Source organism: Butyrivibrio sp. AE2032, assembly GCF_000702965.1.
In genome coordinates, this window is sequence record NZ_JNLF01000005.1 from 635,458 (window position 1) to 651,261 (window position 15,804).

The 15,804-nt window shown below is 49.7% G+C and carries 16 protein-coding genes; 11 read left to right on the top strand and 5 right to left on the bottom strand.

The window, feature by feature from the left end; all coding sequences use genetic code 11:
• The first annotated feature begins 22 nt into the window (after nt 1–22).
• From BO18_RS20475 to BO18_RS20485, 3 genes are read left to right on the top strand one after another with little or no spacing between them, the layout of a single operon-like run.
• Complete coding sequence (locus BO18_RS20475) at nt 23–988, top strand: AAA family ATPase (protein WP_034449270.1); 966 nt, start codon at nt 23–25, stop codon at nt 986–988.
• A gap of 12 nt (nt 989–1,000) precedes the next feature.
• Nucleotides 1,001–2,131: a DUF58 domain-containing protein gene (locus BO18_RS20480; protein ID WP_034449273.1), complete on the top strand. Its 1,131-nt coding sequence runs from the start codon at nt 1,001–1,003 to the stop codon at nt 2,129–2,131.
• Entirely contained in the window at nt 2,124–3,398 is a 1,275-nt protein-coding gene (locus BO18_RS20485) for a hypothetical protein (RefSeq protein WP_034449275.1), read from the top strand. Before BO18_RS20480 ends, BO18_RS20485 begins: the two co-directional genes overlap by 8 nt.
• 4 nt (nt 3,399–3,402) lie before the next feature.
• On the opposite strand, the gene BO18_RS20490 is transcribed toward BO18_RS20485, so the two are convergent.
• Both BO18_RS20490 and BO18_RS20495 read right to left on the bottom strand, forming a co-directional pair.
• A complete protein-coding gene (locus BO18_RS20490; RefSeq protein ID WP_034449276.1) occupies nt 3,403–4,200 on the bottom strand; it encodes a class I SAM-dependent methyltransferase in 798 nt (265 codons plus the stop codon).
• Between the two features lie 96 nt (nt 4,201–4,296).
• Nucleotides 4,297–4,707, bottom strand: a complete 411-nt coding sequence (locus tag BO18_RS20495; protein ID WP_034449279.1) for a hypothetical protein — start codon at nt 4,705–4,707, stop codon at nt 4,297–4,299.
• Between the two features lie 215 nt (nt 4,708–4,922).
• Between BO18_RS20495 and BO18_RS20500 the strand changes: the two genes are divergently transcribed.
• The 3 genes from BO18_RS20500 to BO18_RS20510 all read left to right on the top strand — a co-directional run bounded on the left by BO18_RS20500 (nt 4,923) and on the right by BO18_RS20510 (nt 7,991).
• Nucleotides 4,923–5,630: a YwaF family protein gene (locus BO18_RS20500; RefSeq protein ID WP_034449280.1), complete on the top strand. Its 708-nt coding sequence runs from the start codon at nt 4,923–4,925 to the stop codon at nt 5,628–5,630.
• A gap of 79 nt (nt 5,631–5,709) precedes the next feature.
• Nucleotides 5,710–7,506 (top strand): hypothetical protein, encoded by a 1,797-nt coding sequence (locus BO18_RS33240; protein ID WP_051689008.1) that lies wholly within the window; start codon nt 5,710–5,712, stop codon nt 7,504–7,506.
• Between the two features lie 56 nt (nt 7,507–7,562).
• A complete protein-coding gene (locus tag BO18_RS20510; RefSeq protein WP_034449281.1) occupies nt 7,563–7,991 on the top strand; it encodes a hypothetical protein in 429 nt (142 codons plus the stop codon).
• A gap of 13 nt (nt 7,992–8,004) precedes the next feature.
• On the opposite strand, the gene BO18_RS20515 is transcribed toward BO18_RS20510, so the two are convergent.
• Genes BO18_RS20515 through BO18_RS33245 form a run of 3 tightly spaced genes read right to left on the bottom strand, consistent with a single transcriptional unit; the run spans nt 8,005 to nt 9,556 of the window.
• Entirely contained in the window at nt 8,005–8,841 is an 837-nt protein-coding gene (locus tag BO18_RS20515) for a 4Fe-4S binding protein (protein WP_034449283.1), read from the bottom strand.
• Nucleotides 8,825–8,962 carry a CD1871A family CXXC motif-containing protein gene (locus tag BO18_RS35005; RefSeq protein ID WP_185752533.1) on the bottom strand — a complete coding sequence of 46 codons (138 nt, stop codon included), beginning with the start codon at nt 8,960–8,962 and terminating at the stop codon, nt 8,825–8,827. Before BO18_RS35005 ends, BO18_RS20515 begins: the two co-directional genes overlap by 17 nt.
• 6 nt (nt 8,963–8,968) lie before the next feature.
• Nucleotides 8,969–9,556 (bottom strand): TlpA disulfide reductase family protein, encoded by a 588-nt coding sequence (locus BO18_RS33245; protein WP_051689009.1) that lies wholly within the window; start codon nt 9,554–9,556, stop codon nt 8,969–8,971.
• A gap of 184 nt (nt 9,557–9,740) precedes the next feature.
• On the opposite strand from BO18_RS33245, the gene BO18_RS20525 reads away from it, so the two are divergent.
• The 5 genes from BO18_RS20525 to BO18_RS20545 all read left to right on the top strand — a co-directional run bounded on the left by BO18_RS20525 (nt 9,741) and on the right by BO18_RS20545 (nt 15,355).
• On the top strand, nt 9,741–12,206 hold the full coding sequence (locus BO18_RS20525) for an ABC transporter substrate-binding protein (protein WP_034449285.1): 2,466 nt from the start codon (nt 9,741–9,743) through the stop codon (nt 12,204–12,206).
• 66 nt (nt 12,207–12,272) lie between these two features.
• Complete coding sequence (locus tag BO18_RS20530) at nt 12,273–12,533, top strand: PqqD family protein (RefSeq protein WP_034449287.1); 261 nt, start codon at nt 12,273–12,275, stop codon at nt 12,531–12,533.
• Nucleotides 12,530–13,243, top strand: a complete 714-nt coding sequence (locus tag BO18_RS20535; protein ID WP_034449289.1) for a hypothetical protein — start codon at nt 12,530–12,532, stop codon at nt 13,241–13,243. The genes BO18_RS20530 and BO18_RS20535 overlap by 4 nt, the downstream gene beginning before the upstream one ends.
• A 4-nt stretch (nt 13,244–13,247) precedes the next feature.
• Nucleotides 13,248–13,685 carry a S24/S26 family peptidase gene (locus BO18_RS20540; protein ID WP_034449290.1) on the top strand — a complete coding sequence of 146 codons (438 nt, stop codon included), beginning with the start codon at nt 13,248–13,250 and terminating at the stop codon, nt 13,683–13,685.
• Nucleotides 13,667–15,355: an ABC transporter ATP-binding protein gene (locus BO18_RS20545; RefSeq protein WP_051689010.1), complete on the top strand. Its 1,689-nt coding sequence runs from the start codon at nt 13,667–13,669 to the stop codon at nt 15,353–15,355. Before BO18_RS20540 ends, BO18_RS20545 begins: the two co-directional genes overlap by 19 nt.
• Nucleotides 15,356–15,804: the final 449 nt, after the last annotated feature.

Consider the following 15,804-nt stretch of genomic DNA (forward strand, 5'->3'; position numbering starts at 1 on the left):
GCAATGCCGGAAAGGACTGCTCATGAATTCGTTCTCAGAGAAGCTCATCGGAAATGTAAACAAGGTCATAGTAGGAAAAGACAAACAGATCGAACTCCTGCTCGTATCGCTCCTCGTGGGCGGACACGTGCTGCTCGAGGATGTTCCGGGCACAGGAAAGACCAAGACTGCCAAAGCTCTCGCGCAGTCGCTGGATCTCAGTTTCAAGCGCGTCCAGTTCACGATCGACCTTCTCCCTTCCGACCTTACGGGCATCAACTTCTTTGACAGAGAGGCAAATGCATTTGTATTCCGCAAGGGTCCTGTCTTCACGAATATTCTTCTCGCAGACGAGATCAACCGTGCCACCGCAAGGACACAGTCAAGCCTTCTGGAGTGCATGGAAGAAAAGCAGGTAACGGTAGACGGCGAGACTAGAAAGCTCGATCTTCCTTTCCTCGTAATAGCTACACAGAATCCTGTGGAATCACAGGGTACGTTCCCACTCCCGGAAGCACAGCTCGACCGCTTCCTAATGATGCTCAAGATGGACTATCCTTCTCACGAGGAGAGCCTTGCGATATTGAAGAGATTCGCGACCGAAGACCCGCTCGACACGCTCGCACCGGTAACGACTGGCGCCGAGCTCATTTCGATGCAGGAACAGGTAAAACACGTATATGTTTCCGACCTTCTCTACGACTACGCAGCAAAGATCGTCGAAGCAACGAGGACATCATCCGACATCGCGGTGGGAGCAAGCCCGCGTGCGCTTCTCGCATATGTATCGGCGGCAAAGGCACTGGCTTTCGTAAGAGGAAGAAACAACTGCATTCCGGACGACTTCAAGGAACTGGCAGTTCCTGTGCTCGCACACCGTCTGACCATCCGTTCGCAGGGCGGTCTTTCAAAGGACGGCAAATTCCTGTCCAAGCGTGACTTGGCGGCCGGTATCATTTCGAGACTTCTCGGAAGCGTACCCTGCCCCACGGAAGATTTCAGTAAATAAACCTGAAAATATATGGAACTGTTCGTACTCGTCGGCATCCTGATCGCGGTATTCATCGGGGAGATCATCCTGTACCGCATCCACGCACTCGAAAACCTTCACCTCAAAGTCGACTTTACCAAGAACGTCGCGAATTTCGGTGAAGACATCGAGCTTGTTGAGATAGCCGAAAACAAGAAACGTCTGCCGCTGCCCTTCATAATCCTCAAGTTCGAATGTCCCAGAGAACTCAAGTTCTACGACATGAACAACACCTCAACGTCGGATTTTCTCTACCGCGAGGATATGCTCACCATGAAGGCTTTCTCCAAGCACACGCGCCGCATAAAGGCGAGATGCAGCAAGCGCGGTTACTACGTTTTCCCCAGAGTCGGCATCACCACGTCAGACCTTTTCCTTACCGAGCGTTTCACAATGGATTTCCCGAACGATTCATATCTCGTGGTCCTTCCGGAGATCCTTGATACGGATCTCATGAGGATGTTGACCTCAATCACTCTGAGCGAACTTCAGTGCAGGAGAACTCTGCTTACGGATCCGTTTACTCTTGCCGGCATCCGCGAATACGGACCTGACGATCCAATGAAGAGCATCAACTGGAAAGCGAGCGCAAAGACCGGGGAACTGATGGTAAACCAGAACGCTTCTACCTGTGCTCAGAAGGTCCATATCTTCGTAAACCTCAGCTACTACAACCCGAAGCATTCCGTATCACTGCTCGAAAAGTCGATAAGTCTCGCTTACACATATCTGCGCGAACTCGCCGAAAACGGGATTCCCGCTTCGATCTACACGAACGGTCTTGATGTCATTACGGATTCGCCTGCCGTTTCGGAGACGGACTTCGGCTCGGCAACTCTCGACGAGCGTGCCATAATGCTCGCCAGGATAGACCTTAAAAAGACACCTGTTCCGTTCGAGGAGATATTCGGAAAATATATCACTTCAGCCGACAGGGACGATTTCGTTCTCCTGATATCGCCCCAGTTCAACGGATCTTTCCGCACGCATCTGGTAAGCGCCAAAGCCGGCCACCCCTCACTGCACTGGGTCATGCCGTGCTATAGGATAACGCCCGACGCTGATCCCGAGCCCGAACTCGAATATTCATATACAAGATGGGAGGTGCTCGGCAATGACTGATGATATCCGCGATATCAATTCGACTGACCATACCTCCCAAAATCTGCACGGCAACACAATACACACCGTAAGAGACAGCCTGATCGCCGAGATACTCCTCGCATGCATAATCGGGCTCACGCTCATGACGGCACTGACGTTCGTCAAATGCTACATGGAATTCATAACTGTCGGCATGTATCCGCAGTTTGCGCTGCTCATCGTTTCAGTCCTTCACACCATCGCGAGAAGATACAGGATAAAGTCTCTTTTCGGCGTCTTTGTCCTGCATATCCTGGTCGACATAGCTTTCTACCTTGTGGCGATTCAGATACCGCTACTTCAGTTCGGACTCAGCGGACCAAACAAGTTCTATCTTATCGCCCACCTCTTTGCCTTCACGCTCTTCTCGATGCTCTACCGCATGAAGCCCTCATTCATGGCGGCAGACTCTGAATTCGTCGTGGTACCCGCGATCCTGCACATAGTCATCTATGCGTTCTACAACATCGCAGGCAGGAAAGACCTCGGAAAGAACGTCCTCATCCACGGGATCATGATCGCAATCATATTCATAATCATGCGTCAGATCGCCGTATTCGACACGAAGTACTATCATTCCATCCATAAGATCTCGAGACCTTCCTCAACCCTTAAGATGCAGAACTACAAGACAGTCCTGCTCCTCATCGGCATCATCGCGGTCTCCATGCTTGTTCTTTTAGTCTTCCCGTATTCGATACTGTCATCGGTCTTCAGGGCGGGTATCATCGCGGTCCTCTCGCTTGTCGTCAAACTGCTCGCCATGCTGAAGAGCAAGCAGGAGTACACACCTCCTCAGAATCTGTCAATGGGCGAGGATCTGACAGGCCTCACACAGGAAAATCCCTGGATCGATCTGCTCGCAAAGATCATCATGCTCATACTTGTCGCAGCGATAATAACCGTCGCGATAAGAGGCGCACATGCCCTTATAAAGAATGCTCCGAGAAACCAGAAGTTCGACCAGGTCGCGCCTGACGACGCCCTGATCGATACGATAGAAGATATCAGTCCCGAGAAAAGACCTTTCTTCAAAAGAGGACCCGACTTCGGAACCGGCCACGAACGCCGTGTGCGGAAACAGTTCTACGACAAGACAAAGCGTGCAATAAAAAAGGGACTTCCAGTCTCTCCGGCCTCCACGCCCGGACAGATCGAGAGCGTATTAAAAGAAAACGGCGACAAGAACATTCCCGCGCTCAGGCAGGAATACGAAAAGGTCCGTTACGGGAAAAAGAAGGACTGAAGCTTTACTGCTTTCTGGCCAACTCCAGATCCAGAGTATCCTCTATGGTGATACTTCCGCCATGACGTTCTATCGCTTCGGCGATCCTTTTAAAGAACTCATTTCTTACAGGTTCCTCGATCGCAATGTGATCCGAATATGTTCCGAGCAGCTGTATATATTCATCTGATGTGAAAACCCTTTCACGGCTGAACAGCTGATACTGTATGTCAGTAAAACCGTATTTCACAGGGATCTGCGATATCTCTATGGCCTTCTCTTCCGTGAACCATACTTTCGCGCCTGACTTAACGCCATAGTATTTGTTGTAGTAACCGTTATAAAGTTCATCGATCTCACCTGCGAGTTCTGGCATCGATCCGCTAATGTGAGGGCGGTTCGCGAAACGCGCGAATGCACCGCCTTCCTTCAGGATCGAATACACCTTGGGATACCCGATCTCTTCCGGTACCCAGTGAAATGCGGTAGCGGAGAATACGAGATCGAAAGAATTCTCCTCAAGAAGAACGTCTTCGAACTTGCCCGTTATCACGTTGAAATTTCTGTATGAACTGAACTTATCGCTCAGGAGCCTCGACAGGTTGACTCCGTATTCGACAGCCGTGAGCGCACAGCCCGTCTTCAATATTGGCTCGGTTGCCTGACCGCTTCCGCTGCCGACTTCAACCACACGGCTGTTCTCACCTATCGTTATGTATCCGAAAATGGCATCGTATAATTCTGCCACATACCCGGGCCTCATCTTATCGTATGCTGATGCCGCGGTATCAAAAGTCTTTTCAAGTTCTTTTCCGTTATCCATTATCCCATCCCCCGGTTTCTGTCGCGATGTTGTTTAACGACTCAAGGATTATACCAAAACGGGACGGGCTTATGTGCATTGATCTGAAGAGAATTATCAGTCGAGGATCTTCACTTTGCCGGGAAAGACGGGATTATATAAAAGCTCGACCTGATCGCCGTCAAAATGCAGATAATCTCCCGAAGGATTGTATTCCACCGTCTTCGACCACTCGTAATCGACCGTATATTCCTTTCCGTAAGCGTAGTATTGGACCGTGATCTTCTCATACACATCGGCAGTCGCGCCTTCCATGGGATTGGAATTACTTACCGGAACATCATCTCCGTTGACCACTGCAGAGATTTCTTCTTCAAGGCGTTCTGCCTGGATATTGGGACGGTTATGCATCGACTTGACCACCTTACCTGTGGCGGGGATCAGAGGGCACGTCAGAAGAACGGTCACCACTCCCAAACCCGCGATTACTCCCACAACGGTCAATACAGTTTTCAATCCTTTATTCATAGTCCTTCGGCTCCTTGTCTGTTCGTTATATCTTAAATACAGACGGATAAATGAAAATGTTGCACCATTCATTTCAAACCTGACTCCGGCCTGCTATAAACGATGCTTTTTCAAGGCGTATAATAAGAAACGGGATGTTTCCCTGATACAAAGATAATATCATGGGCACGACCGCTCCGGCACCGTCCGCAGACACGGAACGTAAGAGAAAAAACATGAACGCATTTGAGCACTTCGGACCCGAACACACTCTGACGCTGCTGTTTATCATGGCCGCGGTGTCTGCAGGACTGGTTTTATCCAGAAATCTCAGTGACGTTAATGCGGTTGCACTTGCAAGGATACTATCTTTTGCCGCTCTTTTCGGAGAAACACTTCAGGATCTTCTCCTTATAAGAGACGGCGGGGACATCATGGGATTCCTTCCGCTGCATCTCTGCAATCTCGGCATCTTCGTAAATCTCGCCGCATCTTTCTCGCACGGTAAAGTGCGTAGATTCTTTTCCGAGATATCTCTCCTTTTGATTATGCCCGGAGCTGCCGGCGCGCTTCTATTCCCTGACTGGAACTACAGGCCTTTCTGGTCCTATCTGCCGATACTCTGTTTTCTGACCCACTCGCTTACGGTATTCATTCCTCTCCTGCTTCTGGTCAAAAAGAAAGTCAGCGTGTCTGCATCGCACTTCTGGTACCACATGCTGTTCCTGCTCATTGTCACTCCTCCGGTATATTTCCTCGACCGTATGGTGGGAACGAATTACATGTTCCTTAATTTCCCGCCCGAAGGATCTCCTCTTCAGTGGATCTACGGGATAACGGGAGATAAATTCTACCTGTTGGGACTTTCTGTTCTTGTCATCCTGATACTCATTGCCGAGTATGCGGTCTGTTTCCTTGCACGTAAGATCTTTTCAAGACGGTGATCAGCGCGTTCATTTTTAACATACACGTTTTTTCCGGGCATGCTATAGTGTAATCAGAAAGATCAAGGGAGACGCGCATATGTTGAAGAAAGTATTAGCATTGTCAGTCCTGGCAGCCATGTCGCTTTCAGTTCTTACGGCATGCGGCAACAGGCCTCAGAGACCGGCTGACGCGGCTGATATTTCCGATGAAGAGATAAGCATCATCAGAGTCATGCAGTCCGAAGGAAAAGATGAGATGGAGATCGCCGAAGCCCTTGTCTTGCATGAGAAAACAGCAAGCGGACAGAAAGCTGCTCCCGCCGTCAAGGCAGCAATATATTCGGGCTTCGGATCAGCCGTCGCTGACACGGCTTCTGACATGCTGGAGTATGGAAGATATCTGTTCAGAAAGATAACAGCCGCACCTGTATCCGCTTCATCAGACGGATGGGTAAAAGACGGCGGTGATTACTATTTCTACAAAGACGGTAAGATGATCACCGGCTGGTTAAAGGACGGCAGCTGGTATTACATGGATCCGGGTACCGGGATAATGGTAACGGGTTGGAAAGAGGTAGACCGCAAATGGTACTACTTCAGCGGTTCGGGCGCTATGAAGACCGGCTGGCAGGAGATCGGCGGCAGATGGTATTACATGGCTTCATCCGGAGCGATGCAGACCGGATGGCAGCAGATAGAAGGCATCTGGTACTATTTCGAAGATTCCGGAGCCATGGCAAAGGGCTGGAAACAGACAGGCGGCAGCTGGTATTACTTATCGGCATCAGGCGCGATGGTAACCGACTGGCAGAAGATCGACGGTAAAAACTACTACTTCTATCAGTCAGGCAGGATGGCATTCAACACCACCATAGACGGCGTGAAACTCGGTGTAAGCGGCGCAGCCGAAACAACTCCATCATATGTCTTCAGAAATGACGTTGAAGAAGAATGCGTCAGACTCATCAACGGACTGCGCAAGGAACATGCAGTATCGCTTTCATCCACCTTCTATGTTCCGTTGGTCAGATGTGACGCGCTGACCGCGAAAGCCCACATAAGATGCGTTGAGATAACAAAAGATTTCAGTCACGATTCCGCGAGCGGAAACGGACTCGGATCCGAATGCATTTATGAAGGTGGCGAGCTCGGGGAAACTGCTTCCGAGATCGCTTATAGGATCGTTAACAGCTGGAAGGGATCAGCTCCCCACTACGCTTCTCTCATGACCGGGATAACAGCCCAGTCTGTAAACGACATATTCTACTCCGGCGCGAACTGCGGGCTCGGAGTCCTCATTAACGCCAAAGGCCACCGCTATGCTGTATTCGGAATAGGTTCGTTGAATACCGGAAGATCCCCTTCCACGGGCTTTGACGGTCACTGTCACCACTATACAGAGTATGTAACCTCGTACAGATCCGGCAATGACTGGTTTGATACCTACCGCTGCAGCTGCGGCAAAGAGCTTTCCGCGAAAGCGGCCTCAGATCCGTGCACATGCCATTTCAACGGTGAACACAAATGGTCACGTCCGGGATTCTATTCATCCTACAGATACGACAGCGAAAACAACCCTTGCGTCATATGCGTCCGCTGCGGCTCGACAGGACCGCGCTGGGAAGACGTTCAGCAAACGCCTTTGGATGTCAACTGTGATCACGACTGGAAATTCGTCTATTACTACAATCCGAACGGAGACCGTATCGCTTTCGATCAGTGCGCCAAATGCGGGCTGTGGAGGACAAGGCACGAAGGCTGGGCAGTCCAGCCCGCACAGGATTGCGATCACGATTGGGAATGCGAGATAACCGAAGACGTACCGGGCGGTTATCTCGACTGGTTCCACTGCAGCAAATGCGGAGCCTGGGATCTGAGATTCGACACGGTTTAAGACCTTCAGTAGTGGTATAGTGTATCTGTGAAAACACTATGCCACGGAGTCAGCGGATGAAGAACAAAGCATTTCTTATAGTCACCGGGATCATTTCGATATTGAGCTCGCTCACGATGAACGGGCTGCCTATAGGCACGAACATCCTTGAGATTATTTATGCGGCTGCTGCGCTCCTGGGACTGGCGGTGATATTCTATGCAGGCTTTTTAAAGCAGAATGACAAAATGCTAATGATCTTATCGATCGCATACACCGTGGTTCTTTTCGGTGCGACAATGCTGATCGAGATGTTCCTCAAGGACTTTGTCCTCGTCGGTATCGGCTTCCTTCCGGGACTCGTTATGAGCCTTGCCGGACTTGTAAGAAATCACAGGACCAACCGTTCGATAGCGGTCTATATCATATGCGGTATCGCTCTGATGTTTGCGGTGGCGAGCATTACTCTGATGGTCATGCAGAAGAGCTTCATCATGACTGTATAAATCCCGGAAAAAGTTACTTTTTCTTCTCTCCCACCCTCAGACTGAGAGCTTTATGCGGGCATGCGGCGACACAGTCTCCGCAGCGTATGCATTCGCAGCTGTTCGGTTTTACGCTCGGATCTATATTCATCTTGCAGGCTTTTGCACATGCTTTGCAGTTGACGCAGCTGTTCTTATCAAGATGCATCCTGTAGAGTGATATCCTGTTGAAGAATCCGTAGACAGCTCCCAAAGGACAGATGTATTTGCAGAACGGTCTGTATATTATGAGACTTCCCACGAGTATCAGACCAAGTATTACGAGCTTCAGGTCAAACAATGCACCGAGCCGTTCCGCGACCTGTTTGTCGGCGGCTGCAAGCCAAATTCCTGCCACCGTTCCCGACGGGCAGATGTATTTGCAGAAAAAGGGCGTGAGCTTGAAGCAGAACGGAAGTATGAGCACGAATAATGCGAGCACGACATACTTGAAATACCTGAGATATCTGTCGAGCTTGAATTCATTTTTCTTAAAGAAAGGGATCTTGTACAGAAGGTCCTGAAGGAAGCCGAACGGGCAAAGAAAACCGCAGACGGCGCGTCCGATCAGTGCACCGACGAATATAAGGATACCAACGACATAGTACGGGAATTTGAACTTCAAACCGCTTAAGTAGTTCTGCAGAGAGCCTACAGGACACGCGCCTACCGCTCCAGGACATGAATAGCAGTTCAGACCCGGAACGCAGACGGATTTTGAAGGACCAGTATAGATCTTCCCTTCAAAAAAGCCTTTGAAGTTTGCATTCTGTAGCAGTGTCGCCACAGCCTGTATCGAATGTCTTATCCACTTCTTAGCCAAGCCCGACACACTCCATGCATATCTTTGCCGCCTTGGTAAGAACCTGGGCAGGGTGACCTAAAGCGATACCCACGATGATGAGTATCACTCCGGCCGCAATAAAAACGATTGTCAGAACATGCCTGCGCATATGGACTTACTTGAGGAAGAATCTGACCATCTCGGCCCACTCCTCAAAAGACCTCGAGCCGACGAAATTATCTTCGCCGTTAGACAGGGTGAGCACATTTCCGTCGCTGTCGATAAAGACCGTCGTCGGTACGTATCCGCTGTCAAACTGATCGAATTCTGACGTGTAGCGCAGGATGGGATATGTTACTCCGGATGAGCTGAGGATCTCGTCCACCTCATCCTCCATCTCAGTCTCGGAATAGACTCCGATGATCTGGAAATCCTCGTCTTTGAATTCCTCATAGAGTTTTTCAAGATCCGGGATCTCGCCGACACAGGGTCCGCACCACGGCTCCCAGAAATTGATCATCGTGACCTTGCAGTCTTTGAAGATGCTCTCGTCATAAGTTTTGCCGTTCCTGTCAGCCGTCGAAAATGTTAAGCCGGATCCGGTATTACCGCCGTCATTATCTTTGACGGTTTCTTTCTCCGTTTCGACCGTAGTCTGTACGGAATCGATGATCGTACTGTTAAATGTTTCTTTCGCCGATCCGCATGAAGCTGCCGCAAATGCGAACGACGCACAAAGTATTACCGAAATGAATCTTTTCATCAGTCTATATCTCCCCTTTTGGTTTGGGACATTATATCACACGGGACTTGAAGCACTCCGTTCAGAGGATTTTGCTTATAAATTGCCTATAATTCCGCAGACTTTTTTTTCGCGCAAATATAAAATAAAAATGACAGAGGGATTTCCCTATGGCTTCATCGAAATAATTATGGGGATAATTATTATGGATAAGAGCAAAAAGGCAACTGCCGCAGTTTTGGCTGCGGTTATTTTCGTATCATCAGCAATCACGGGATGCAGCGGCAAGAAAGATCCTGAAGGTTCCATATCAAAGGAAGATCCGTGGTTCTCGGTCAGTCAGGCGGTTATCGGAGCCCAGTACAACAACCGTGACGACATCGAATGGGCAAACACTCAGTTTGCGGGGACTTCGGACGGCAACATCGTATACTATGTCAACGGTGCCATGAAACCACCCAAAGATGCTAAGGCATTCGAGATCGATTACGACGCGCTTTCCATCAGCAACATCGACGTATACGGGGAAGACTGTTCCCTGAAAAGATCGATAGACCTGAGGAAATCGTTTACGGATTCTAAGGTATTTGACATAAAGGATCCCGAAGACGGAAGCATCTATCAGGGCAATTGGACCATCCAGGAGGATTTTAAGGTCGAGGACGGAAAGGTGACCATGCCGGTCAATGCCTATCTTCCGTCGGAAGACGGCTTTACTCCGAACATAAAGACCGTCAACATCACGATAGATCTCGAAAGCGGAGATGTCGTATCCCATTCCCAAAAGAGCGCCAACATACCGCCAGTCCAGCAGACTTATCCTGTCGAGCAGTTTTACGAATTCGAAGGATATTACATAAGGGCTTATTCCGTTGATACGGCTTCAGGATTCTCTTATGTATTCATCATCACAAGACCTGACGGAAGCGAAGTCACTCTGGATTTCAGGACTCTTTTTAAAGATGTCGATCTGTCTTTTCTGAGGGGCTTTGTTTATTGCGGAAACGGAAAAGCTCTGATAATCGGAAGTCCTAACGCTTCATCCGATATCCTGAGTTTTGACGTGGATATGGAAAAGGGCACGGCGACAGAATGTGTTAAGAATATCGACTGGCTCATTCCCTATTTGCAGAACATGACTTATATCGCCGGTGTCGGAAATGTAACGGTCTGCGAGAGCAACATACGCAAACTTGATCTGGAACAGGAGAAGGCAGTCGAACTGTTCTCATTTGATTCGTGCAACATAAACCGCGTGGAGAGCAAATACATGTCGCTCCTGACAATGACGGAAGACAAGATAATCCTCGCTACCGACTATTTTCTGACATCGAAGCATTACGGCTTTTACAGTCCCGCAACGTTAAAACTGTTTGTCCTCACCAGAGAAAAGACAAATCCCAACGCGGGCAAGAAAGTGCTCAACGCAGCCATTATTGACGGAAGCGACTACACGATCTGCGAAGCCGTCAGGAAATATAATGACACGAACCCGGACTACTTCATAAAGTTCGATTACAGGTATTCAGTCACCTCCGAAGGCAACGGTGAAGGAATAAGCATCTTCGACGATGATTTTGCCGAAAAGATGGAGAAACGCAAAGCCGAACTTCTCTATCAGCTGTTGGTGGATCTTGCAGCCGGAGACGGACCCGATCTGCTCCTGAACGGAACAGACTGCTCTAATCTGAACAAGAATGAATATCTTATAGACCTGATACCGGAGCTTGAGACTAGCGGGCTTTTCGGCAACATCATCGATGCATCCGAAAAAGACGGCAAACTGTACCAGGTACCTCTGGGATTTGAGGTAAAGGGCATCTTTACCGGGGAAAAAAATGCAAGATCCGACCAGAAAGGTTTTACTTTCGATGAGTATAAGGAATTCGTAAAGACCACCTGCAACGGCGAGGATAAGCTCGGAATGAGCAAGCTCTTTTTTACTACGATCTGTCTTTCGGGAATAACGGACAGGTTCATTAAGGACAACAAAGTCGATTTCAACGATCCGGATTTCCGCTCCGTCGCGGAATATGCCTCGGAAAATGTTTTCGACATCATGCAGGACGGCGATTCGTATTTTATGTTGCCGATCGAGGCGAAAAGCCTGACGGCAGAGGTCGAATACGGGATCTCGTTCCCGATGGCCATGTACCGCTATTCCGACTCCATCTGCGACATGAGGGTCTTGGGTCTCCCCTCGCGCGAAGAAAGAGGTCCCGAGATAGTCGTAAGGACTTCGATAGGAGTATCCGCTCAGACAAAAGAAAAAGACGCATGCATCGCTTTTGTTAAGACACTTCTTTCTGAAGATATCCAGGAAAGCCTTGCCGACTGCGAGGGTTATACTCCGGTCAGAATCGAAGCGTATGAGAAAACCGCAGCTGCAGCGGTCGAAGACTACAACAGAACCTACAACAGGATCAAAGACGAAATTCCGCAGTCTGAACGTCTGTTATACGGGTATCCCTGGAGCACGGTAGATCCATCCGCAGTGGATGCTTTTGAGAACATAATACTCTCCTGCACTTCCGTCTCATCCATGGACACGGCAGTCGGCATCATCCTGGAAGAAGAACTGCCCGCCTATTTCTCCGGGCAGAAAACCCTCGACCAGGTCGTAACGATAATCAACGACAGAACGCAGACATACGTGGATGAACGCGGGTAAACTCATGATGAAGACGTCAGCCTCTTTTATGTTAAAATATCAAAAAATCATACGAGAGGCTGATACATGAAACTCAATCCTTCATTCCTTACGCACTCAACTTCCGACGAGTCTTATCTCGTCCCGACATCAAATAACGACTTCTCCGGAATGGTCCGCGGAAACAAGACGCTTGGCACCATCGTCGAACTGCTCAAAGAAGAAACGACCGAAGAAGATATCGTAAAAGCGATGAGGGAGCGTTTCGACGCACCCGAGGGCGTTATCGAAAAGGATGTCAGCCACGTCATCAGCGAACTTAGGAAGATCGGTGCGCTTATAGAATGAGCGGACTTTTTACCGGCAGATACAGATTCGCTGATAAGGTCGTCGAGGTGAATTCCCTTTATGAGGATGTTCACCGTTACTGCGCCGTCTACAGGACAGATGCGCCTGCAGATCTCATCGTGACGATAACGGAAAAAGACATCGAATACGAGCGCAGCCGTTCAGAGATAAAGACATGGCACGACCCGTATCTTGAAGAACTCGCCGTCTACCGCAAGATCTGCGAGAAGATGCCCGCTTACGGCACGATACTGTTTCACGGATCGGTCATCGCTGTCGACGGTCAGGCTTACCTTTTCGCTGCAAGTTCAGGCACGGGAAAATCCACGCACGCGTCACTCTGGAGAAAGCTTCTGGGCGACCGCGCCATTATGGTTAACGACGACAAGCCCCTGCTGCATGTGGGCGATGTGACCGTAGCCTACGGCACGCCCTACGACGGCAAGCACAAACTGTCGACGGATATTGCCGTTCCACTCAAAGCCATATGCATCCTCGAGCGTTCAACGGATAATCACATCGAAAAGATAACCAAGAAGGAAGCATACCCGATGCTCATGCAACAGACATACCGTCCTAATGATGTATCAGCATTGCAGATGACTCTGCCCCTCATCGACAGGCTCGCGGATTCAGTCGGGCTGTACCGCCTGGGTTGCAACATGGACATATCCGCAGCCGAACTCTCCTACGAGTTCATGAGCAGGTGATCTTATGGTGAGCTTCGAAGAGGAACTCGAACGCAGCGGAAAGCTCGTCTACAGGAACGTCGGTGTCAGCATGCGTCCCCTGATAAAACAGGACAGGGACATCATCATAATCTCAAAGCCTGAGGGAAGACTGAAGAAATACGACGTGCCGCTCTATAAGAGAGGCGATCAGTATGTCCTTCACCGCGTAGTAAAGGTATGCGAGGACAGTTATGTCATTCTGGGCGACAACTGCCTGCGCAAAGAATACGGCATCAAAGAAGAGCAGATATTGGGCGTCCTGACCTCACTTGTCAGGAACGGCAAAGAGGTGGACCTTAACGGTTTCGGTTACAGGTTCTATTCAAGGGCGTGGTATTTCCTCTACCCTGTTCGTGTTATATTTATGAAAGCTAAGAGCTTATTGGGAAGACTTGTGAGAAGATGCAGAAGAGCGCGGTAAGATGGCTTTTTAAAGTACCGGGGAGCAAAAAGGTATACATCCTCCTGCTCACGATCGTTCAGTGCCTTAACGGCGCGAGCGGCGTTCTCTACGCACTCTTTTTAAGGAGCATCGTCGACAGTGCGGTCGCGAAAAACCTGCACGGATTTGTCTATAACGTCATCTGCATCGTCTGCCTCGTATTGGTCCAGCTCATATTCTCCGCGATCATCAGATGGCTCTCGGAACTCTCGCGCGCGACATTCGAGAATCTGTTCAAAGAGCGCCTCATGCACAACATCCTTAGGAAAGATTTTGGACGCGTCAGCGCCGTACACTCGGGCGAATGGCTCAACCGTCTGACGAGCGACACGATGCTCATCGCAAACAACTATACGGAGATCGTTCCGGGCTTTGCCGGCATGGCCGTAAAGATGCTCTCTGCGCTCGTCATGATCACGGTCCTCGACACCCGTTTCGCACTCATCGTAATACCTTTGGGCGTGCTCTTGGGAGTGCTCACTTTCGCTTTCAGAAAGAATATGAAAAAGCTCCACAAGAACGTCCAGGAAAAGGACGGTGCCTTAAGGATCTTCCTCCAGGAACGCATCTCGAGCCTCATGGTCATAAGGTCGTTTGCAGCCGAAGACAGGACCGAGGAAGAAGAACGTTTGAAGGCCGGCGAGCATAAGAAGGCCCGCATGAAGAGAATGCGCTTTTCGAACATCTGCAACTTCGGCTTCGGGGGTGCCATGAACGGCATGTATCTCTTCGGTGTCATCTACTGCGGCTACGGCATCCTCACCGGTGCCATCTCGTACGGCACTCTCACCGCGATCACGCAGCTCATCACCCAGATCCAGTCACCTTTCGCGAACATAACCGGTTATCTGCCGCGCTGGTACCAGATGATCGCAAGTGCCGAAAGACTCATGGAGATCGAAAGCTTCGAAGACGATCTCGCGGGCGACGCAAAGAGCCGTGACGAGGTCCACGACTTCTACGACAATCACCTTGCATCATTCGGCTTGAAGGACGTCTCATACACTTACTATCCCGCCACTAACGTCGTCAACGGGCTCTCAAAGGAGAACATGCCCGTCGCCGTAAACGGATTGAATCTCGAGTTTTCCAAGGGCGAATATGTCGCGTTTAAAGGCCACAGCGGCTGCGGCAAATCCACTGCCCTGATGCTCCTCATGGGCATCTATAAAACAGACGGCGGCAGCGTTTATTTCCGCGATATCGAAGGCAACACCACCGGCATCACTTCTCAGTGGCACCGCATCTTCGCTTACGTTCCGCAAGGCAACAAGCTCATGAGCGGAACAGTCAGGGAGATCGTAAGCTTCGCGGACGGTTCTTCCTCAGGCGACGATGCACGAATAATGGAAGCTCTGAAGATCGCCTGCGCAGACGGATTCATAAGTGAACTCGACAACGGAATCGACACCGTGCTGGGCGAGCGCGGCACCGGCCTCTCGGAAGGTCAGATGCAGAGGATCGCGATCGCGCGCGCCATATTCTCCGGCGCTCCTGTTCTTCTGCTCGATGAGGCGACTTCCGCCCTGGACGAGAATACCGAGCGCCAGGTGCTCACCAATCTCCGCGCGCTTACCGACAAGACGGTCATCATTGTTACCCACCGCCCCGCTGCATTGGAGATCTGCGACAAGGTAATAGATTTCTGAAATTTTTGAGGGACGCGGGAGGGCGTGTGTTTGTTTGTTCCCGGTCACCGCGTAAAAGTATCGGAAATGAGATGATTTACGATATTTCAACACCTTGAGTTTCGGCTGGTATCGAGAATGAAAGATTATTGCTGATTTTGATACTTTGGCTTTTCGAAGGTATCGTAAACGATGACTTTTTTCAGAAACCGATACCTTGCAATGGCGGCTGATATCGTTTTTGAAGACTTTTTCTCGAAAACGATACCTTGCAAAGTCATCAAAATGCGAAAGAGTTCAGTAGTACGTAAAACAGTACCGTTTCAAGGTAGTTTTGGTACCAGATCACGTACTTTATCGAATATTTACGCAAAACAGTACCGTTTCACGGCACTTTTGGTACCAGATCACGTACTTTATTGAATATTTACGAAAACGATACCTTGCAAGGCCGATTTTATCCCAAACCG